We start from the raw sequence: 18,478 nt of genomic DNA on the forward strand, positions 1-18,478 counted from the left end.
TGGTTACTAGAGCTCAATGGCATGCAGGGCCACTTCGGGTTGGTTGGTAGCGAGCATATCCACCCCATTGGCCCACGCCCACTTCATATCCTCCGGCTTATCTACGGTCCACAGGTAAGTAGGCAATCCCTGGGCACCGATAATTGCTGGCTGTAGCTTCGCACGCAGCAAGGATACGCCCAGCGCGGTGGGCTTGGACAACATCACATCGGGCCGGTTGACGTGGCGTTCCCAATCGCGGCGGAGATAAATCCGGTCCATATGCGGCGCCAAGTTTTGCATCCGCCGAATGGCATGGTGGGAAAAGGAAATGATGTGGATCCGGGGATCGTCGAAAAGCCCCGCATAACGCAGGCGCAGCACCGTTTGCTCCTCCAGGATGTCGCCCTGCCCGGAGGGGTGCTTGGTCTCGATGTATAGGTGGTGCGGTTTGCCCTCGAGTAGCTCCAAGAGTTCATCGAGAAGCATCATGCGTTGGCCCGAACCGATGTCCACGCCGCGCAATTCTTCCCAGTCCAGCTTGGAAATGCGGCCGGGACGCCCCGCAGTGCGGTCCAACGTGGGATCGTGTTGGACCACTACCTTTCCATCGCGCGTCAAGCGTACATCGCACTCGACGCCATGAATTGGCAAATCTAAAGCCTTCTCAAAAGCTAGAGGGGATAGCTCTGGATATTTTCCGGAGTATCCCCTGTGGGCGACAATCTTCACTAGCCGAAGAACTCTTCCTTGATGTCATTCAGGGTCTTCGCAGAAGCATCGAAACGCTCCTTTTCGTGCTCATTGAGCTGCAGCTCAATCGCGCGCACGATGCCGGAACGATTGATAATGGCGGCAGTGCCGATGTAGAGATCTTCTACGCCGTACTCGCCCTGCAGATACGCAGAAACTGGCAGAGCCACGTCCTGGTTCTGGATGACGGCGGCGGTAATGCGGGCTAGGCCCATGCCGATGCCGAAAGAGGTAGAACCCTTGGCATCAATGATGGAGTAGGCAGCATCGCGGGTATCTTCGAAGATCTTCTCGATGCGTTCAGCGTACTCCGGATCCGTGTCGAACTTCTTGGACAACGGAACACCAGCGATATTGGCAGTAGAGACGGCCGGCAGCTCGGAATCGCCGTGCTCGCCCACGATGTAGGCGTGAACGGACTTCGGGGCAACGCCTTCTAGCTCACCCAGCATGTAGCGGAAGCGAGCGGAGTCCAGCACGGTGCCGGAGCCGATGACTCGCTTGTGGTCCAGGCCGGAGGCCTTCCATACGGCGTAGGTCAGGATGTCCACTGGGTTGGAGGCGACAAGGAAGATGCCGTCAAAGTCATTGGCCATGACATCGGAGACGATGCTGTTCATGATCTTGACGTTTTTGCCCACCAGGTCGAGGCGGGTTTCGCCCGGCTTCTGTGCGGCACCGGCGCAGATGACAACCATATCGGCGTCTGCGCAATCGGCGTAGGTGCCCTTGGTGACGCGAGTGCGGGTGGGGGCCCAAACAACGCCGTGATTGAGGTCCATGACGTTGCCCTCTAGCTTCTTTTCATCGATGTCGATGATTGCCAGGTGGTCAACGATGCTTTGGTTGATGAGAGCAAAGGCGTAGGCGACTCCCACGTCGCCGGCGCCGATGAGAACTACCTTGTTTCCTACATGATTTGCCATGACCCCATTGTGCAACTTTTTGGGGGGTTTTGCACGGGCTAGATCTCACCCTGAAATTCCCACCGAAATCTGGGACAATCGGGCATTATGAAACGCGCTCTCCGCCGCGCTGCACTAATCGCTCTTGGCGTAGCCGCGGATCTCACGCCCATCGTCCGTATGACCAGCCGGCAAACCTTACCGCCCAATATGTCGGCTGGAATTTTGGGTGCGGAATTAGCCACGTGGGCAGCAATTTCACCCTCTCTCCTCCCTCGCCCGTGGTGGGTGACTGCCGCCAATGTAGCCATTGGCCAGGGCATCGGACATTTGGGGGCGGCTTCGACAAGCTTCCTACTCAACAGCATTGGTAAGCGCCCCCAGGACCGCCTGGGGCCGCAACATCGACAGATCCTGCACCTTGCTATCGGCGCCGGCACCGCCTTTAATGCCGTACTTTCGTTGCGCAACCAGAAAAAGCAGGCGGAGTTAGTCAATAAACAGCTCGTGCGCGGGCCCGTTACGGCGGCGATCGGCTTGGCCGCTGGCACCGCAGGCTATGGCACACTACTGCTTATCGGGGAAGCCACACAGCTGGCCGTTACTAAATTATCGCGCCAATTGGGACGCTGGGTTCCGGCGCTTATCGCTTGGCCGGTTGTTAGCGCAGGACTGAGCCTAACGGCCTTTGCCCTTTCTGATCGCGTGGTTTTTCGGCGCTGGTTGCGTTCACTTTCGCACCAAGCGCAAAGAATCAATAAGCAAATTTTCCCCGGCACCTCCATGCCTTGGGAGCCGGAGCGGTCCGGCAGCCCGTGGTCGCTCGAGCCGTGGTCAGCACTGGGGCAGCAGGGGCGCCGCTTTGTTTCTAATGGCCCCCGCGCCCGCGATATCCGCATGGCAACAGGAATCAATGCGAAAGAGCCCATCCGCATCTATGCCGGATACATTCCGGGGCGTTCCTTCCGGCAATCCGCAGAGAAAGTTCGCGCCGAACTCGAGCGCACTGGTGCCCTAAGGCGCGAAACTATTGTTATCCAGATGCCTGCGGGTTCGGGATGGATAAATAATTGGGGCGCGTGCTCCTATGAGTTTTTAACCGGCGGTGATTGCGTCACCGTCACCATGCAATATTCCTATCTGCCTTCGGTCTTTGCTTACCTTGTAGATAAAAACGCCCCGAAGCAGGCAGCCCGCGAATTGATTCGGGTGATACAAGAAGAAATAGATAAGCTACCGGAGGAAAACCGCCCTCGGCTCTATTTTGCAGGTGAATCGCTTGGAGCCTACGCCATTATGGATAACTACCATAATGTGGAGGATCTACTTTCTGCCTGCAATGGCGCCGTCTTTTCCGGCCCTCCACGCATGACGCATTTTACCCAGCGTTTGCGCCGAGACATTGGCTCTTTGGAACGTCTGCCCGTTATCGATGGCGGTAAACATGTGCGCTACGCAGCGGCCCCAGACCACACGCTACACGACGCCTTTGGCAACGACTTCGCCCATACCTGGCGCCGGCCCCGCATGCTCATTGCCCAACACGCTTCCGACGCCATCGTGTGGTGGGACCTGAATCTCCTTGTGCGCAGGCCCACATGGATCCATGAACCGCAGCCGGAGGCCCTGCACGCGGATACCTTCCGGCAGCTGCACTGGGTGCCATTTATTACCTGGTGGCAAATTGGCTTGGACCAAATCAATTCCCTCAACGTCCCCGGCGGGCACGGGCACAACTATTTTGAGGAAATGCTCTGGTATTGGGACGAGGTTTTAGGATCCCAATCGCGCCAATCGCTCACCCCAAAGTTGGCTAAGAAGATTGCCCGCTTCATCCGGCGCGACGCTTAATCGCACTTCACCCCGGTGCTGTGGTGCGGGCAGTATCCATTGGGCACCTTATGTAAATACTGCTGATGCTCGTCCTCAGCTAGGTAGTACTCCCCGGAATCTGTATCGGAGAGAAGTTTAACCTCCGTGGTGGTATCTCCGAATCCGAATTCCTTGAGCTTGTTTGCATAGGAATCCACGATGTCCTGGATTTCTGCCCGCTCATCCTCCGTGCGTGGATAGAAGGCAGAGCGATATTGCGTGCCTACATCATTGCCCTGACGGAAGCCCTGGGTGGGATCATGCGCCTCAAGGGCCTGCACCACAAGATCACGCAGGCTGATGCGTTGCGGGTCATAAACCACCTGAACCACCTCGGCATGGTTGGTCAGTCCGCGGCATACCTCGTAATACGTAGGATTCGGGGTAGTGCCCCCCGCATAGCCCACCGAGGTGGACTCCACTCCTTCTGTCTCCCAGAACATCTTCTCCGCACCCCAGAAACATCCCAGTGCAATGAGGATGGAGCGCTGCCCTTCTTTCCACGGTCCGGTAATCGGCGTTCCTAAAACAGCATGCGGGGCAGGGGCCAGAATCGGTTCGGCTCGCCCTGACAGGGCTTGGTCTGCGGCAACGAGCTTGGGCTCTGGTTTAAACATCCACATGAGGCATAGCTCCTTCCTTATTCCTTCTTCCCAACGTTGTACTGCGAAAAGCTATTCCACAGCCAGTTAATATTCGCGCTGGTTCCACAATTCGAATTAATCATGGCGAAATCTTTCAACCGTGCCTATCATCGGGACACGTACCCGAAGAAAGGATTAAATTAATGGCTGTTTACGAACTTCCTGACCTCCCATACGCATTCGACGCACTGGAGCCACACATCTCCGCAGAGATCATGGAGCTCCACCACGATAAGCACCACGCAACCTACGTTGCTGGCGCTAACGCTGCACTCGAGGCGCTCGAGGAAGAGCGCAACGGCGAGGCTAACCCGGATCGTATCCGTGCCCTGTCCAAGAACTTGGCATTTAACCTGGGTGGCCACACCAACCACTCCATCTTCTGGAAGAACCTGTCCCCGAATGGTGGCGGCGAGCCAACCGGCGAGCTGGCAAAAGCTATCAACCGCGACTTCGGCTCCTTTGAGAAGTTCAAGGCTCACTTCTCCGCTGCCGCTACCTCCCTGCAGGGCTCTGGCTGGGCAGTTCTGGGCTACGACCACATTGCTGGCCGCCTGATCATCGAGCAGCTGACTGACCAGCAGGGTAATACCTCCATCAACTTCACCCCGCTGCTGATGCTGGATATGTGGGAGCACGCTTTCTACCTGCAGTACAAGAACGTTAAGGCTGACTACGTCAAGGCCGTATGGAACGTCTTCAACTGGGATGACGTTGCTGAGCGCTTCGCTGCAGCCACCAAGTAACTCCTTTTAGTTACACAGGCCGCCCCCTCTGGGGCGGCTTTTTCTATGCTCGGATAAACTCCCGGAATTGCTGCACCGGAGGCGCATCGTCCCCGGCGCGCCACACCAAACCGAGTTCGCGGTACGCCGGCGGCGTAAAGGGAACTAGGCTTCCCACCTGTAGATAAGGATCATCCAGCGGCAAGAGCGCCACCCCAAGGCCGGCCGCTACCAGCCCCGCAACGGTGGTAAGCTCCATCGATTCGAAAACAAGGTGGGGACTAAAGCCGGCATCTTCCGCCAGGGCATCAAGGAGCATGCGCGTGCCATAGCCGGGAAGCATGCCGATGAACGGCTCGGCCGCACATTCCGCAAGATCTACCTCTTGCCGGTGTGCTGCCCAGTGGCCTTCCGGTACCGCAAGACCTAGGCGCTGCACCTTTATCTGGTGCCAGCCCAATGCGGCATTCGGCCGCGGGCCTACCAGCGCGAGGTCGGATTCGCCATTTTCTACTCTGCTCACCAGCTCTTGCGCCGCCCCTTGGTGCAGGCGAATATCCACGTGGGGGTGCAGCTCGCGATAACTTTTGATCAGATCCGGAACCAGCCAGGTGCCGAGCGAGTGCATGAAATCAAGGCGCACGGTACCTCGTTCGGGGTCCATGAGGCGGGCTACATCGTCCCGGCCTGACTCATAGGCGCGGAGCATTTCCCGTCCTGTCGCAGCGAAGACGGTTCCGCGCGAGTTTACATGCAGGGTGTGCCCAGTGCGCTCAAAAAGACGGGCACCGAGGCTTGCTTCTACGCGCTGTACGCGGCGGGTCAGTGCAGATTGGGAAATCCCCAGCTCATCGGCCGCAGCGCCAACCCGACCGTAATCCACCACGGCGAGGAAGCCGCGGATATCTTCAACATTCATGCATGCTCCGCATCGCTTTTTGTAATTTTCCACATTTTACACATGCAGTGCCACAAGGCAGGCTAAATGACATGACTAGAACGCGGCGTGCAACGGTAGCCATGCTCCTAGTGGGCTTGGCCATCTTCTCCAGCCTTTATTCCACCCAAGCCATTCTTCCCACGCTGGTACAAAACATGGGTCTTTCCTCCACCGAGGCGGCCATGACCGTATCGGCCGCTACGGGCGCGCTGGCCCTGTGCGTCGTCCCCGCTTCCATCCTCTCCGAACGCTTCGGCCGCGGCCGTATCCTGCTTATTTCGGCCGTTTCCGCCACCAGCGTGGGGCTCATTGTGCCGCTCGCTGCCGAAGGATGGCATCTTATTTTGCTGCGCGGCCTGCAGGGCGCTCTCCTCTCCGGTGCACCTGCTACCGCGATGGCATGGCTTTCTGAAGAACTCGATGATAAAGCGCTGCCGCGCGCCATGGGGCTCTACATTGCAGGCACCTCCGTCGGCGGCCTTACCGGCCGTCTCATTCCTACCGGGCTGGTAGAGATTTCCACGTGGCGCTGGGCCCTTTTTGGCTCGGCGCTAGTTTCGCTCGCCTTTGCCATCACGTCGTGGCTCCTGCTTCCCGCGCAACGCAATTTCCGGCCGAAATCCATCCATCTCACCAGCGAAAGTCGGGCGCTTTTCGGCCACTGGGCTAACCGGGATTTGGCATTGCTCTTTCTCACCGCGTTCCTCTCTATGGGCACGTTTGTCTCCATGTACAACTTCCTGACCTTCCGGCTCATCGATGATTTTGGGTTGGCCCCTTCACTCGCCGGTTTGGCCTTCCTCTTCTATCTTTCCGGCACGTGGTCCTCTGCACGGGCGGGCTCTCTCGTGGCACGGATCGGGCATGGGAAAACCCTCTGTGCTTCGGCCGCACTTTTTACCCTTGGCATCGCATTATGCGCCGGTCACCTTCCCATGACGCTCCTGGGCATGATCGCCTTTACCGTGGGCTTTTTCGCCGTCCACTCCACCGCCTCCGGGTGGGTGGGCCAGATTGCCACCCATGACCGCGCGGAGGCGTCCTCGATGTACGTATTCTGCTATTATTTCGGCTCTTCTGTGGTGGGAGCGTGTGCGGGCATGCTTTTCGACGCCCTTTCCTGGCCCCTCTTCATTGCCTTCTTCACCGCGGTGGCCCTTAGCCTTAGTGCGCTGACTTGGACCAGGATTAAATCCGACTAATATCGGTTTTATGCCTGAGAATAAGTGGTCGGCGCGGACGTGGCACCGAAGGGCCTCTCGGCCCGTATCTCTGTGGATGATGGTCTTCATCCTCGTGGGTGCCACGCATACCCTGGTGCCGAATTACCGATGGGTGCTCATTCACCTGTTCACCCTCGGACTAGTGAGCAATAGCATCATGGTCTGGTCACAGCACCTGACGGAAAAATTCACCCAACAGCGCCTCCCCGATTCCACCCGGCCCACCCAATTGGGTCGCATCTATGGCCTCAATGCCGGCATCATCATCACGCTACTCGGCCAAGTCCTTATGGAATTCTGGTCCCATCACTGGATAGTCACCCAGGTGGGAGCCACGCTCATTACTCTCATGGTGCTTTGGCATGCGGCATCGCTCTTCCGGCAATGGCGCGGCGCCAAAGAAAAGCGCTTCCGGCCGGTGGTGGGCGCCTATGCACTTTCCGCCCTCTGCCTGCCGGTAGGCGCCATGTTTGGCGCACTGCTAGCGGTCCACCCCGGCCACCCTACGCTGCTGCTCGCCCATATCGCCGCCAATATCGGCGGTTTCATCGGCTTGGCAGCGGCCGGCTCCCTCACCATCCTTTTCCCCTCCATTTGGCGCACCCAAGGTATCAATCGCCACATGCGTTCCTCCTTTGCCCTGCTCGCCGTCGGCGTGGCCGCCACCATCATTGGGGCCTTCCTCGGATTCCCCCAGTTGGGCCTAATCATGTACTGCTGCGGTTGGGTACTGAGTCTGCAGCAGTGGCTCGACAACGTGCTCACAGTGGCTAAAGACCCGCGCGATCGCATTACTTTCGCCTCGGTCTCCGTCCTTATGGCCTCGTTATGGCTGGTGCTGTCTTTGGCGTATTACACCGTCCAGCACTTTTTCACCCCTGCACCGGCACTGCCTTCCCTCGCCTTGCTGGTGGGGTTTGCCGGTCAGCTCCTCATCGGCGTCATGAGTTACCTCTTGCCCACCACCATGGGTGGCGGCCCCTCTGCCGTCCGAGCGGGCCTACAGCAGCTAGACAAACTCGGCTTATTGCGTGCCACATTCGTCAATGGCGGGCTACTCATCTGGATCGGTACCGATATTTCCCTGCTCAAGGTGGCCGCCTCCCTTCTGTGCATCCTTTCTCTGGCTGTCTACCCCGTGCTCATCGCCCGAGCGGTCAAAGCCCAGAAACAGGTCTTAATGAAAAAGGCGGAGGGCCCAGATCCCAAGCCGGGACCTGAATGGAACCAGGTATATATGGGCATAGCGATCCTCGCGGTCGTGTACGCCCTATTTACAGCGCTTTAACCCCCGGTGCTCCGGCATCCATCCACTCGCGTACCGCGCGGGTGGCCTGTACATCGCCGGAGTTATAGTCCAGCAAACGCTGCCGCGCCACGAGGTCCCCGGCTAGCGCCTCGCGCCGCGCATTCACGGATTCTTCGCCGTCGAAATCCTCTTCTGGCCACGTAAACCCAGCCTCAGGCGCAACAACCTTCAGGCCCAGGCCAAAGGGGCCGGCGAAGGATCTTTTAACGTGGGCGAACATATCCACCCACTCGGGCGAGGAGATGAACTCTTCTACCTCCCGCTCATCCACTTCGTGGAAGCGCCGCGCGGACATACGCATCCAGTGATTCTCGCCATGGGCAGAGTAGCAATAAGCAGCAAAGGTTTTACCCTGCGCATGCGCCTGCGCCCGCAGATCCATCAGCCAGCGCCAGAAGGCCGCAAAATTTTCCGCCTCGGCGCGCCCTCCCAACGGCTCCCAGGTCACGAAAGGGACATACTCGCCGTCGTACCACGCTCCCCATAGATACGCGCCCTGGTCCAGGTAGGCTTCCATATCCACGTCTACTTCCACGTCCGCCCGCGGAACGTTCACGTCACCGCGGCGCAACAATACTTCCCCGGCGCGCCAGGCGGCTGCAAGGCGGGAGGGTTCGCCCAGGTCGGCGTCGATAAGCGCCTGCACGGAAGTAATACCTCGCTCGCGGTAAGGCTTAGCGCGGTCGCCGGATAAAAAGAGCGAAATATCATCCGCCGCCACCAACTCTGGTTCACACAAAGACCAGAAGCGGCAGCTAGCGCACTCTTTAACCCGTACCGGCGCAGTAGGCAGCGGCTGATTCCACGCGCGTTCCAGATCAAACCTGGCCGTGTCAGTAAAAAATGCTCGCGTGCGATCCTGTCCAATGGCTCCGCCCCGGCCCGAATCAAGCCCTAGATCCTGCAAAGCACGAGCGGCAAAAGCTAAGCGGTAGCCATCCACCGCATGGTGGCGCAGCTTATACGGGGCTTCGAGCGGCTCGCTCAGCCCCAACCTGTGGGTGGGCACCGCCAGCGTCGTCTTCGTGTCATTCTTGCGGGCCACACGATGATTGGAGACGATGATCGGGGTGTATTTATCGCCCTCACGCAGCAGCACATCCACGTGCACCATCCACTCCTCGGTAGCAAAGACCGCATTGGTGATGTGCGTATATCCGGAAACCACAGCCTCAAGGGTGCGCATGGAGCGCTCCCACTCATCGCCTTCTAAATCGATGCGGCGGAAACGACCGGAACCCCTGCGCGGAAGCATCTGCATGACCGCCTCCACGGCGGCGGCGTGGCGCTCCGCCCGGGCAATCGAGGCATGGGTACGCGGCATCTCGGGGTGCGCACGCCGCTGCACTAAGCGGTAACGGCATCCCACAAGGTCCGAAGCAACAACCACATCCTCCACACCGGGTGAGCTTAATAGAATGGCAAGGTAAAGTTGAATCCAGACTCGATCAAACGTGAGGGAAATTAAATGAGCATTCTGAAGAAAATTAAAAAGGCCCGCCAAGAAGCACGCGCACAGGCAAAGGCTGCCAAGACCCGCGCTAAGGCAGAGGTAAAGGCCCAGTCTAAAGACCGCCGTCGCCAGCAAAAGCTCCTGGCCAAGCAGGAAAAGCACCTCATCAAGTCTGAGGAAAAGGGGCTAAAGAAGCGCCGCAAGCACGAGGAGAAGATGGCCAAGAATGAACTGGCCAAGCTCAAGGCCGGCCGTTTTAATTCCGATAACGTCAAGCGCTACGCCGGTGCACTGCGCACCGCCGCTCCCCTGCTGCTGCCACTTCTCTACCGCGGCTATGTAGGCTTGAAAACCGAAGGCGAAAAGCGAAAGGCCGCCAAAGCCGGCGTAACTTCAGACCAGATGGCTTCCTTTTCCGGCTACGGTGCCCCGCTCAAGGCCCGCACCGCAGGTATCCGCAATTCCCTCGATAACACGGATATCCCGGCCGGATTCAAGCGCGATGTGCGCGACCGCCTCCAGGAAGTAGACTCCGCCATCGACAATGCTGAGTTTATGACTAAGCAGCAGCGCCGCCGCGCACACAAGACCATTAGCTCGGAGATTGACTCCATTACTGCGGAAATCCAGCAGCGTCTGGCCCAGTAAAATCATTTATGCCACCACCGAATAGGGGGCGGTGGTGGCATATATTTATTTTCCATAAAGTTCCGGAATTTTTCGGGGAAAGTCTTTTCAGCCAGAAAAAGATGCGGATAATCTTCTAATCGCCCTATCCCTGAAACACCATTAATGCTCTCTTTGCTTGGTGTGCATTTAGAAAATTGGAGGCAAAATGTCCCGCCGTGAAGTGACCCAATTTTACGACGACTTGGACCACACCCTAATTCCCGAAGACCAGCTAGAAGTCATTCACTTCAGCGTGAACGGTCAAAACTACCTTATCGATCTCTCCACGGATAACGCGCGTCGCTTCCATAATCTTCTCGCCCCCTACGTGGATGCCGCCCGCGTTGCCCCGGACATCAATGCACAGCGCGCCAATCCGAGTCAGATCCGCGCATGGGCACGCACCCAAGGGCTGCCAGTGGCGCACCGGGGCAAGATCCCGCAGGACGTCATCGAGGCCTATAACGCTGCCAACTAGAGCACGCCCTGCTCGCGCGCAGCCGCCACGGCGGAGGTGCGCGAACGCACACCCAACTTGTCATAAATGTGCACAAGGTGGGACTTCACGGTGGCCTCAGACAACATAAGATCTTGTCCAATCTGGCGGTTTGAAGCACCGGCTGCCACCAGCTGCAATACTTCTAACTCGCGCGGTGTAAGGGAAGTACGCGGCGTGCGTACGCGAGTCATTAGCCTATCGGCCACGATAGGAGAAAGCGCCGAATCGCCCTCCGCAGTCGAGCGTACCGCCGCGAGCAACTCCTGCGGTGGTGCATCCTTGAGGAGATAGCCCACGGCGCCGGCCTCAATCGCGCCGAGAATATCCGCATCGGTGTCATAGTTAGTGACCACCAGAACCTTGGGCGGGGTGGCCATGGCGGATCGAATCTGCGCGGTAGCCTCCGCACCACCCATAACGCGGGTCCCTTCCACGCCGGCGCCAAAGCGCAGGTCCATCAGGATGACATCGATGCCGCCCGCCTGCGCAGCCGAAACCGCAGCTTCGGCCGTAGCGACCTCCCCTACGACGTCGATATCTTCTGCGCCCTCCAGCACGGAGCGCAAGCCTAGCCGGACGATTTCGTGGTCATCTGCTAATAGGACCCGAATCACGACATTCCTCCTATCGATGTCATTGTCAACCAAAAGTTTAATCTACTCGGCTGTTTAAGGGCATACTAGCTGACACAGCAGTGCCCTCCCCCGGCGCGGATTCAATAATGACCTCCCCGCCTAGCTCCTGCGCGCGGCGCCTGATTGCGGCCAGCCCAATATGTCCCAGCCCTGCAGGGGTACTCTCCACCGCAGCCGGATCAAAGCCCTTGCCATTATCCACCACGTCCAGGCGCACCTCATCACCCTCATAGGTCACCGTAATCCGGGCGCGGCTCGCCCCTGCATGCTTGACGACGTTCCCCACAGCCCCCTGCGCAATCCGCAATAACGCCGCCTCCACCTTCATGGGCAACTGTTGTACTTCACCTTCGGATTCCACCTCTACGTGGATATCTCCAGTAGCACCAAAATTCTCCGCCATGCGGGTCAACGCCGCCTCAAGGGAAGCCTCATTGAGCGTTGGCGGCTGCAAGGCCGCAATCATCGCCCGTGCCTCGTGCAGATTATCCGCGGCCGTCCTTCGGGCCAGTTCAATTCGCTCTCGCGCCTTGTCCACGTCCTGCTTATCCAAATCGCGGTCCGCCGAATGCAAAAGCATTTGAATAGAAGACAGCCCTTGGGCAAGGGTGTCATGAATCTCGTGCGCAATGCGCTGACGCTCGGCCACCATGCCAGCATCGCGCTCCGTGGCCGCTAGCTGCGAACGAGTTTCTATCAGCTCCTTATTCATCCGTGACAGCGTACGGAAAGCGTAGGTAATCGCTATCGTCACCAGCGCCGAAACTGCCGGTCCCATCACCCCGCCAAAAGTTAGCCCCTGCGGTATCTGCACCGCCACGGTGATGATTGAGGCTCCAATAACGCAGACTATGCCCGCCGCCATATCCAGCACCGTGAGGTACAGGAAGAACATCGCGAAGACCAAATAGATTGCCGCTGGAGCCACAGAAAGGTCCGCTATCCACAGCACCGATAGGATGCATAGCCATAGGTAGCGCACCGGCCTAGCCCAGTTCTCCCCGTACACCGAGCCCGCGAAAAATACCGCCGCAAAACCCACCAAGAGCAGCAGGTTAATAATCGCTTGGGAAAGCGGCATCCGCGCCGAGGTGAAAATGCCGACCACCAGCAGGCCAGCGGTGAGGATATGGATGCCGGTGCGGAGTGCATCGGTATCCCGGTCTATTGTGGAGTTCATGCGCAAAAGCCTACTTCCCCTTTTCACCCTAGCCGCTTTTGGGATCGCCGGCTGCGATTCATCCACGCCCGCCCCTGCGCCAAACACCCCGGTAACCCCAGAATCATCGCAAGCACCCGAGGTTAACGTCTCTCAGACCGCGGAGGTCAATGACTGGAGCGATTGCCCCTATATCGGCCCCGGCTGGCTAGAAAAAACCAACGGCCAGCGCCTGACCAAACAGGGCATCGACACGCGCTTTCCCACCCCAGCCTGCGTATTCTGGTCTTATCAGGACGATCCACAAGCCACCGTCATCGTGCGGGATATGCCCACGGCCGAAGACGCTCGCGCCGCAGTGGATTGGGCCGCACCTATCGACGCCACCGAACCCGCCTCTTTTGACGGTTGGGAAGGCGGCCGGGGCGTGGTCGATGAACACGCCGTATACGCCGTGCAGAAGGACACGCACGCGGTGCTGGTCTGGAGCAACCAGCAACAAACGGTTAAATCAGAGCAGATCGCCCACGAGGCGATTGCGAACTTAGGCCTTTAGACCGCGACATCGTTATACGGCATCATTGGCGACAGCCACGGGAATACAACCTCCATCAGCAGGAAGAAAACTCCCACCGCAATGGCGATGGCCAAGATGACTTTCACCGGTGTCGGCCCCGGCAAAAAATTCCATAAAGCGCGATACATTATTTCTCCTCTTTTTCTACTTCCATAGCGTGCACAATCATGCGCTCCGCATTGGAAAATTGCGGGTGGCACGTGGTCAGGGTAAGGATCTCGCGATTCGGCGCGGCGTCAGACTCTGGTACTGGGTTGGTCACTGAGACATCGCCAGGCGTTGTAATATGCCGGCCAACCACGTGGGAATACTCCGGCGGTATTCCGTTAAAGCAATCCGCCTGCTCTCCATCAATGGGCAGTACGCGATAGGTGATTCGCTCCGTTTGCGTCTCCACCACGATGTCATCGCAGGTCTCCAGCTTGCCTAGATCATTAAAGGGAGCCCCCTTGCCCACGCGGTGGCCGGCAACGGCAAAGTTTCCCATCTCCCCCGGCATCTGGGAATCTACGTAGCGACCAGGACCGCGGAGCAGATCATCTTCATTGGTGCCCTCAATGATGGCGAAGTGATAGTCAGAACCAAAGGTGGGAATGTAGAGCTGGGCGAATGCCTCGCCCAATTCCGGCTCCATCTTCTGGCGTGGGTTCCTCCATTGCTCTTCAAGATCGGCACTCGCCTCTTCTTGCAACTGCCCGGATTCTACATTTGTCCAATAGGCTTCATAGAATGCAAAGAGTAAAAGAACCACGCCAATGGTTAGCATGAGTTCCCCAAGAACTTTAGTCATGCCTTAGACCATACTGCCCATGAAAGGTTAAGTATGTACGAAGTCTTCATGTACCCGGTTTCTGGAATCATGAAATTCTGGCACTGGATCGTCAGCAGCTTCGTCAGTGAATCCACGGCTTGGCTGATCTCGATCATTCTGCTCGTTATCACCGTGCGTGGAGTCGTTGTCCCCCTGAACTGGATTTCCGTACGTTCCGCCCGTATCGGCGCACTCATCCGCCCAGAAAACAACCGCATCAAAAAGCAGATGAACAACGCCACCACTACCGAGGAAATGGTGGAGCTCATGCAAGAGGAAAAGAACCTCATGAAGAGCTACAACTATAACCCTGCAGCGGGCTGTTTTCCCCCACTCATCATGATCCCGGCCTTCATCGGCCTCTACCAGGTGCTCCTGCGCATGTCTAATATCGAGCGCGGCTCCACCACCGTGGGAATGCTGAATGCCTCCGATGTGTCGGCCTTCCGCCAAACTACCTTCTACGGCGCCCCGTTGACGGATTTCGCCCGCGAACACGGCGACCTCATCAACCCCATCTTGATAGCCGCTATTACCTTTACCATGGCTAATTCTGTTATTTCTCTGGTGCGCAGCTTCCGCACCACTCAGTTTGATCAAAAGGTCAACCGTCGCGTCTTCATCATCATGGGCTTTTTGCTCTTAGTCATCCCATTCTTCCTATGGCACTTGGCCCAAACCGGACCAATCCCGGTAGCAATCATTCTCTACTGGGGCTGCGCGTATCTCTTCACGCTGATCCAAACCGCCATGTTTGAGATCATTTTGCACCGCGACTACCCACTTACTGAGGACGTTCATACTATGCGCCGAGACAGCATCCGCCGCTGGCGCAAGCGCGAAAAAGAACCCGCCCTCTCCAAGGAAGAGAAGAAGCGGGTCAACCGGCTACGTATGGAGGCACGAAAGTATCTTAAATCGAATAATCAGCAGGGGGAGCAGAAAGCATCTGAGTAGCCAGTTCGCGAGCCGTCTGCAGCGGCCCAATCTCCTTGGTGAGCCGAGCGCCGGCGCGACCACCATCCAAGAAGATCAAAAGCTGGCTCGCCTGCGAAGAGGATGGGTACCCATTGCGCTCAGTCAACAATGCCGTCAAGGTAGAGTGCACCCAGTTACGGTGCTCAATACATGCAGCCACGATCCCGTGCTCAGCTTCAGTTTCTGGTCGCGGGTATTCTCCGGCCGCATTCAAAAAGTGGGATCCGCGGAAATCCTGCTTGGGTTCTTCCTCAATCGCTTTATCAAAAAAGGCCATGATCTTTTGATCCGGATCCGTCATCTCCGCAGTGCGCTGCTCCCAATCCTGGCGGAACTTCTCGTCCAAAGCTTCCACATAGGCGATTACGAGCGCATCCTTGGAACCAAATAAGGAGTACAAAGAAGCCTTAGCTACGTCCGCCTCACGCAGGATGCGGTCAATTCCGATGACACGAATGCCCTCGGTAGTAAAAAGCTTGGTCGCCGATTCCAGCAGCCGACTACGCGGGCTGGGCCGATTACGGCGCGACTTCTTTTCTGCCATGGTTTCCTCTCTAAAACGACAAAGCCGGTTCATCTATACTTTATAGACAAACCGGTTTGTACGCGAATTAAATGCGGGCTACTTCTTAATGAGCCCCACGATCCACAACAGGATACAAGCACCACCAGTAGCGGCAATCAAGGAGAAGATCCATCCGCCTTCCTCAATGTTCAGGAAGTGGATAATCATTCCGCCGATAATGCCGCCCAGCACACCAACAATAAGGTTGGTCAACAAGCCGTGGTCGCGCTTCATAATCTTTTCTGCCAGCCAGCCAGCAATAATACCGATAACAATCGAGCTAAAAAGCCCCAAACCCAAATTCATGCAATCCTCCTAAATTAACGGGCACACTCCAACGTACACGAGCGAACCGGCTCTAGGGGGTACGCAACAACAAAGGTGCTCCGCCTACATGGGCGGAGCACCTTATACGCAGTAGCTTTTAGTTGTCCTCATCCGGGCGAACAACCATCATCGGGCATGGTGCAGACTGCAGCAATGCGCGAGAGGTCGAGCCCAAGAGCATACCCTTAAAGCCGCCGCGGCCATGGGAGCCCACAACCAGAAGCTGCGCACCTTCTGCGGCTTCGGTCAAAGCGCTCACTGGACGATCCCGGGTGATAAGCTGCTTGACCTCTACGTCTGGGTACTCCTCGCGCGGCTCCTTGAGGTTTTCAGCCAACAGCTCGCTCTGCTCCTTCTCGATATCAGCCCACTCAGACTGGGCGGCCGAAAGACCAGCCAAGGAAGCCTGTACCTGCATATCCATCCAGGTGTGAACCGCAATCAAAGCGGCGCCACGAGCCTGCGCCTCACGGAATGCATAAGCAGTGGCCTTCTGCGAGACCTCAGAGCCATCCACACCGACCACAACAGGACCGTACTTGGTGGATTCCGTAACGTGATTATCTTCGCGAACGACAACCACTGGGCAAGAAGCGTGGGAGACAACCGAAGCGGAGACAGAGCCCATCACCATGCCAGACAAGCCACCCATGCCGCGGGAACCCATGACGATCATGGTGACATCATGCGACATTTCCAGCAGCATATCGATCGGGGAGCCCTCAGCCACCGTATGACCAATCTTCAGCTCTGGGGCAACCTCATGAGCGATAGCGCGAGCCTCTTCGATCTTTTCCAGCGTCTCGGCCTGCAAGTCATCGAAAAGTTCCTTCGGCGGAACCATGCCCTCTGCGTACAAGAACTGCGGCATGGTGTAGCTCGATGCAATTCGAAGAGGAATCTCGCGCTTCATAGCCGTATTTGCGGCCCAGCGGACTGCATTCTTGGATGCTTCCGAACCGTCAACGGCAACGACTACAATGTCTTCCTTGGCCATGATGTGTCCTTTCCGTGGTTATACCTTAATTGTAGTACGGATTAGGCTTGAGGGTTGATGGTTGCGGCCTCAGAATTCGACGGGAACATAACGGTGTAAACAAATTCCAAGACGGTGCGAATTACGGCGCCGATACCTTCAGAGAAAAAGGCAACAACCGGTTCAATGAGAGAGTTAAAATCCATGGACAAAACCTTAGTACATCGCAGAAAAGGTTTCACGCCTTTACCGATTAAAGACGGCCTAAACCCAACCCGCGTGCGCACCCCTGAGGCAAACATAACCGCCTGGGATTTTCTTAGTGCAGTAATCTCGGCACAACGCCACCGGCATCCTCACGATGACGCCGCCGCGCTCCAAGCGCGCTTTGACTCCGGCGAGGTGGTCCTACGCGACCAAACCCAGCTCCGACCGGAATCCGTCTTGCGCCAAGATGAGGACGTCTTTTTCTACCGCATGCCGGCACCCGAGATACCGGTGCCTTATGACATCCCCGTTCTCTATGAAGATGAACACATTCTCATCGCCGATAAGCCACCGTTCATGGCCACCATGCCACGGGCGCGACATATCGTACAGACCGCTACAGTCCAGCTGCGGCGAATGACCGGAAATAGCGAACTAGCACCAGCACACCGTCTAGACAGACTTACATCCGGAATCTTGCTATTTACCAAACACCGTGAGGTGCGCGGTGCCTACCAAACCCTTTTCGCTGAAAAGAAAGTCGCAAAAACCTATCAAGCGATCGCCAAATACCGGCGCTTTCCGACGCCCCTCCAATGGTCCTCGCACCTCACCAAGACCCCCGGCGAAATCCAGGGCCGAATTGGCGACGGTCCCCCTAATGCGTTCACTACCCTCGCTTCAGTCGACCGCATAGACAATGCCCCTTATGAAAAACTACACGGCCACCTGCCAGAATTAGGAATTTACTCATTAAACCCCACCACGGGTAAGACCCATCAATTGCGTCTCCATATGTGGCAAGCAGGCGTACCTATCCTGGGTGACCCAGTCTATCCAGAAATCTTTCCCGAAGAAGCAGAGGATATGCGTATCCCCATGCACCTAACGGCCACGCGCATCGAATTTACTGATCCCCTGAGTGAAAAGCCGCGCGAGTTTGAGTCCGCCCTGCCGCTATACACACACCGTCTCATCGATTTTCAGTAGCACAAGCCCGGTACGCCGAGCCTCGTGCTAGCGGCTTCTCGATGGCCTATGTTGAAACCGATGGCTGCTACAGGATAGGCAGTGTGGTGGTAGTAAAAATAGCTCAATAGCCCGAGACTGCATAGACAGCTCGGGGCACCCTTGCCACGTTGTGGGCCGGTGACAAGATGTGAGTCCGCCCAGACTCTCCCCTCCATAGCCTTCAGCCGTACTCTTGGCTTTGCAGATGAGGCCTTCCACCGGCCGGGAGGGCTGGTAAAACGCAAAAAGAAGAGGGCGGTG

22 protein-coding genes are annotated in these 18,478 nt (G+C 57.3%); 9 read left to right on the forward strand and 13 right to left on the reverse strand.

The annotated features are described in order from the left end of the window. Nucleotides 1-6 precede the first annotated feature (6 nt). Entirely contained in the window at nucleotides 7-711 is a 705-nt protein-coding gene (locus tag QP904_RS03210) for a glycerophosphodiester phosphodiesterase family protein (RefSeq protein WP_023020102.1), read from the reverse strand. Further along, nucleotides 711-1,658: an L-lactate dehydrogenase gene (locus QP904_RS03215; protein ID WP_023027783.1), complete on the reverse strand. Its 948-nt coding sequence runs from the start codon at nucleotides 1,656-1,658 to the stop codon at nucleotides 711-713. Before QP904_RS03215 ends, QP904_RS03210 begins: the two co-directional genes overlap by 1 nt. An 87-nt stretch (nucleotides 1,659-1,745) precedes the next feature. Between QP904_RS03215 and QP904_RS03220 the strand changes: the two genes are divergently transcribed. Then, nucleotides 1,746-3,488, forward strand: a complete 1,743-nt coding sequence (locus QP904_RS03220) for an alpha/beta-hydrolase family protein (protein WP_284835530.1) — start codon at nucleotides 1,746-1,748, stop codon at nucleotides 3,486-3,488. On the opposite strand, the gene msrA is transcribed toward QP904_RS03220, so the two are convergent. Continuing rightward, on the reverse strand, nucleotides 3,485-4,132 hold the full coding sequence (gene msrA / locus QP904_RS03225; protein WP_023020105.1) for a peptide-methionine (S)-S-oxide reductase MsrA: 648 nt from the start codon (nucleotides 4,130-4,132) through the stop codon (nucleotides 3,485-3,487). The genes QP904_RS03220 and msrA overlap by 4 nt on opposite strands. A 164-nt stretch (nucleotides 4,133-4,296) precedes the next feature. On the opposite strand from msrA, the gene QP904_RS03230 reads away from it, so the two are divergent. Then, nucleotides 4,297-4,899, forward strand: coding sequence for a superoxide dismutase (locus QP904_RS03230; RefSeq protein ID WP_284835531.1), 603 nt, complete (start codon nucleotides 4,297-4,299; stop codon nucleotides 4,897-4,899). Between the two features lie 43 nt (nucleotides 4,900-4,942). Here QP904_RS03230 and QP904_RS03235 read toward each other — a convergent pair whose 3' ends face one another. Beyond that, the gene (locus QP904_RS03235; protein ID WP_284835532.1) at nucleotides 4,943-5,797 is read right to left on the reverse strand and encodes a LysR family transcriptional regulator; all 855 of its coding nucleotides are present in this window, start codon (nucleotides 5,795-5,797) and stop codon (nucleotides 4,943-4,945) included. 71 nt (nucleotides 5,798-5,868) lie between these two features. On the opposite strand from QP904_RS03235, the gene QP904_RS03240 reads away from it, so the two are divergent. Beyond that, complete coding sequence (locus QP904_RS03240; protein ID WP_284835533.1) at nucleotides 5,869-7,020, forward strand: MFS transporter; 1,152 nt, start codon at nucleotides 5,869-5,871, stop codon at nucleotides 7,018-7,020. Nucleotides 7,021-7,030: 10 nt separating this feature from the next. Beyond that, entirely contained in the window at nucleotides 7,031-8,329 is a 1,299-nt protein-coding gene (locus QP904_RS03245) for a copper oxidase (RefSeq protein ID WP_284835534.1), read from the forward strand. Here QP904_RS03245 and QP904_RS03250 read toward each other — a convergent pair. Continuing rightward, nucleotides 8,316-9,749, reverse strand: coding sequence for a TM0106 family RecB-like putative nuclease (locus tag QP904_RS03250; protein ID WP_023020109.1), 1,434 nt, complete (start codon nucleotides 9,747-9,749; stop codon nucleotides 8,316-8,318). The genes QP904_RS03245 and QP904_RS03250 overlap by 14 nt on opposite strands. A 69-nt stretch (nucleotides 9,750-9,818) precedes the next feature. Between QP904_RS03250 and QP904_RS03255 the strand changes: the two genes are divergently transcribed. Together QP904_RS03255 and QP904_RS03260 are read left to right on the forward strand one after the other, a co-directional pair. Beyond that, nucleotides 9,819-10,451, forward strand: coding sequence for a DUF6474 family protein (locus QP904_RS03255; protein ID WP_023020110.1), 633 nt, complete (start codon nucleotides 9,819-9,821; stop codon nucleotides 10,449-10,451). A 187-nt stretch (nucleotides 10,452-10,638) separates the two neighbouring features. After that, a complete protein-coding gene (locus QP904_RS03260; RefSeq protein ID WP_023020111.1) occupies nucleotides 10,639-10,950 on the forward strand; it encodes a histone-like nucleoid-structuring protein Lsr2 in 312 nt (103 codons plus the stop codon). Here QP904_RS03260 and QP904_RS03265 read toward each other — a convergent pair. Next, entirely contained in the window at nucleotides 10,947-11,585 is a 639-nt protein-coding gene (locus QP904_RS03265) for a LuxR C-terminal-related transcriptional regulator (RefSeq protein ID WP_023020112.1), read from the reverse strand. The two genes, QP904_RS03260 and QP904_RS03265, sit on opposite strands and share 4 nt — an antisense overlap. A gap of 37 nt (nucleotides 11,586-11,622) precedes the next feature. After that, nucleotides 11,623-12,786 (reverse strand): sensor histidine kinase, encoded by a 1,164-nt coding sequence (locus QP904_RS03270; protein WP_239208182.1) that lies wholly within the window; start codon nucleotides 12,784-12,786, stop codon nucleotides 11,623-11,625. On the opposite strand from QP904_RS03270, the gene QP904_RS03275 reads away from it, so the two are divergent. After that, on the forward strand, nucleotides 12,785-13,321 hold the full coding sequence (locus QP904_RS03275; RefSeq protein ID WP_034655585.1) for a DUF2020 domain-containing protein: 537 nt from the start codon (nucleotides 12,785-12,787) through the stop codon (nucleotides 13,319-13,321). The two genes, QP904_RS03270 and QP904_RS03275, sit on opposite strands and share 2 nt — an antisense overlap. On the opposite strand, the gene QP904_RS03280 is transcribed toward QP904_RS03275, so the two are convergent. Both QP904_RS03280 and QP904_RS03285 read right to left on the reverse strand, forming a co-directional pair. After that, nucleotides 13,318-13,470, reverse strand: a complete 153-nt coding sequence (locus QP904_RS03280) for a hypothetical protein (protein ID WP_023020115.1) — start codon at nucleotides 13,468-13,470, stop codon at nucleotides 13,318-13,320. The genes QP904_RS03275 and QP904_RS03280 overlap by 4 nt on opposite strands. Beyond that, complete coding sequence (locus QP904_RS03285) at nucleotides 13,470-14,132, reverse strand: class E sortase (protein ID WP_200288526.1); 663 nt, start codon at nucleotides 14,130-14,132, stop codon at nucleotides 13,470-13,472. The genes QP904_RS03280 and QP904_RS03285 overlap by 1 nt, the downstream gene beginning before the upstream one ends. 33 nt (nucleotides 14,133-14,165) lie before the next feature. On the opposite strand from QP904_RS03285, the gene QP904_RS03290 reads away from it, so the two are divergent. Continuing rightward, nucleotides 14,166-15,110, forward strand: coding sequence for a membrane protein insertase YidC (locus QP904_RS03290; RefSeq protein WP_023020117.1), 945 nt, complete (start codon nucleotides 14,166-14,168; stop codon nucleotides 15,108-15,110). Here the strand turns inward: QP904_RS03290 and QP904_RS03295 are convergent. The 4 genes from QP904_RS03295 to QP904_RS03310 form a co-directional block, all read right to left on the reverse strand. Further along, nucleotides 15,067-15,675, reverse strand: a complete 609-nt coding sequence (locus QP904_RS03295; RefSeq protein ID WP_239208179.1) for a TetR/AcrR family transcriptional regulator — start codon at nucleotides 15,673-15,675, stop codon at nucleotides 15,067-15,069. The genes QP904_RS03290 and QP904_RS03295 overlap by 44 nt on opposite strands. A 78-nt stretch (nucleotides 15,676-15,753) precedes the next feature. Next, nucleotides 15,754-16,002, reverse strand: coding sequence for a GlsB/YeaQ/YmgE family stress response membrane protein (locus tag QP904_RS03300; RefSeq protein WP_005325340.1), 249 nt, complete (start codon nucleotides 16,000-16,002; stop codon nucleotides 15,754-15,756). Between the two features lie 118 nt (nucleotides 16,003-16,120). Next, nucleotides 16,121-17,020: a universal stress protein gene (locus QP904_RS03305; protein WP_023020119.1), complete on the reverse strand. Its 900-nt coding sequence runs from the start codon at nucleotides 17,018-17,020 to the stop codon at nucleotides 16,121-16,123. 41 nt (nucleotides 17,021-17,061) lie between these two features. Beyond that, nucleotides 17,062-17,205 carry a hypothetical protein gene (locus QP904_RS03310; protein ID WP_023020120.1) on the reverse strand — a complete coding sequence of 48 codons (144 nt, stop codon included), beginning with the start codon at nucleotides 17,203-17,205 and terminating at the stop codon, nucleotides 17,062-17,064. Between QP904_RS03310 and QP904_RS03315 the strand changes: the two genes are divergently transcribed. Beyond that, nucleotides 17,186-18,196 (forward strand): pseudouridine synthase, encoded by a 1,011-nt coding sequence (locus QP904_RS03315; protein WP_084278933.1) that lies wholly within the window; start codon nucleotides 17,186-17,188, stop codon nucleotides 18,194-18,196. The genes QP904_RS03310 and QP904_RS03315 overlap by 20 nt on opposite strands. The last annotated feature ends 282 nt before the right edge of the window (nucleotides 18,197-18,478 follow it).

Origin of the sequence: Corynebacterium nasorum (assembly GCF_030229765.1) — a bacterium.
GTDB classification, from domain to species: Bacteria; Actinomycetota; Actinomycetes; order Mycobacteriales; family Mycobacteriaceae; genus Corynebacterium; species Corynebacterium kefirresidentii.

Coding starts and splice junctions, on each gene's coding strand:
- QP904_RS03215 (WP_023027783.1), bottom strand. CDS start 1,658: ATGGCAAATCATGTAGGAAACAAGGTAGTTCTCATCGGCGCCGGCGAC.
- QP904_RS03220 (WP_284835530.1), top strand. CDS start 1,746: ATGAAACGCGCTCTCCGCCGCGCTGCACTAATCGCTCTTGGCGTAGCC.
- msrA (WP_023020105.1), bottom strand. CDS start 4,132: ATGTGGATGTTTAAACCAGAGCCCAAGCTCGTTGCCGCAGACCAAGCC.
- QP904_RS03230 (WP_284835531.1), top strand. CDS start 4,297: ATGGCTGTTTACGAACTTCCTGACCTCCCATACGCATTCGACGCACTG.
- QP904_RS03235 (WP_284835532.1), bottom strand. CDS start 5,797: ATGAATGTTGAAGATATCCGCGGCTTCCTCGCCGTGGTGGATTACGGT.
- QP904_RS03240 (WP_284835533.1), top strand. CDS start 5,869: ATGACTAGAACGCGGCGTGCAACGGTAGCCATGCTCCTAGTGGGCTTG.
- QP904_RS03245 (WP_284835534.1), top strand. CDS start 7,031: ATGCCTGAGAATAAGTGGTCGGCGCGGACGTGGCACCGAAGGGCCTCT.
- QP904_RS03255 (WP_023020110.1), top strand. CDS start 9,819: ATGAGCATTCTGAAGAAAATTAAAAAGGCCCGCCAAGAAGCACGCGCA.
- QP904_RS03260 (WP_023020111.1), top strand. CDS start 10,639: ATGTCCCGCCGTGAAGTGACCCAATTTTACGACGACTTGGACCACACC.
- QP904_RS03275 (WP_034655585.1), top strand. CDS start 12,785: ATGCGCAAAAGCCTACTTCCCCTTTTCACCCTAGCCGCTTTTGGGATC.
- QP904_RS03270 (WP_239208182.1), bottom strand. CDS start 12,786: ATGAACTCCACAATAGACCGGGATACCGATGCACTCCGCACCGGCATC.
- QP904_RS03280 (WP_023020115.1), bottom strand. CDS start 13,470: ATGTATCGCGCTTTATGGAATTTTTTGCCGGGGCCGACACCGGTGAAA.
- QP904_RS03285 (WP_200288526.1), bottom strand. CDS start 14,132: ATGACTAAAGTTCTTGGGGAACTCATGCTAACCATTGGCGTGGTTCTT.
- QP904_RS03290 (WP_023020117.1), top strand. CDS start 14,166: ATGTACGAAGTCTTCATGTACCCGGTTTCTGGAATCATGAAATTCTGG.
- QP904_RS03295 (WP_239208179.1), bottom strand. CDS start 15,675: ATGGCAGAAAAGAAGTCGCGCCGTAATCGGCCCAGCCCGCGTAGTCGG.
- QP904_RS03300 (WP_005325340.1), bottom strand. CDS start 16,002: ATGAATTTGGGTTTGGGGCTTTTTAGCTCGATTGTTATCGGTATTATT.
- QP904_RS03305 (WP_023020119.1), bottom strand. CDS start 17,020: ATGGCCAAGGAAGACATTGTAGTCGTTGCCGTTGACGGTTCGGAAGCA.
- QP904_RS03315 (WP_084278933.1), top strand. CDS start 17,186: ATGAGAGAGTTAAAATCCATGGACAAAACCTTAGTACATCGCAGAAAA.
- QP904_RS03310 (WP_023020120.1), bottom strand. CDS start 17,205: ATGGATTTTAACTCTCTCATTGAACCGGTTGTTGCCTTTTTCTCTGAA.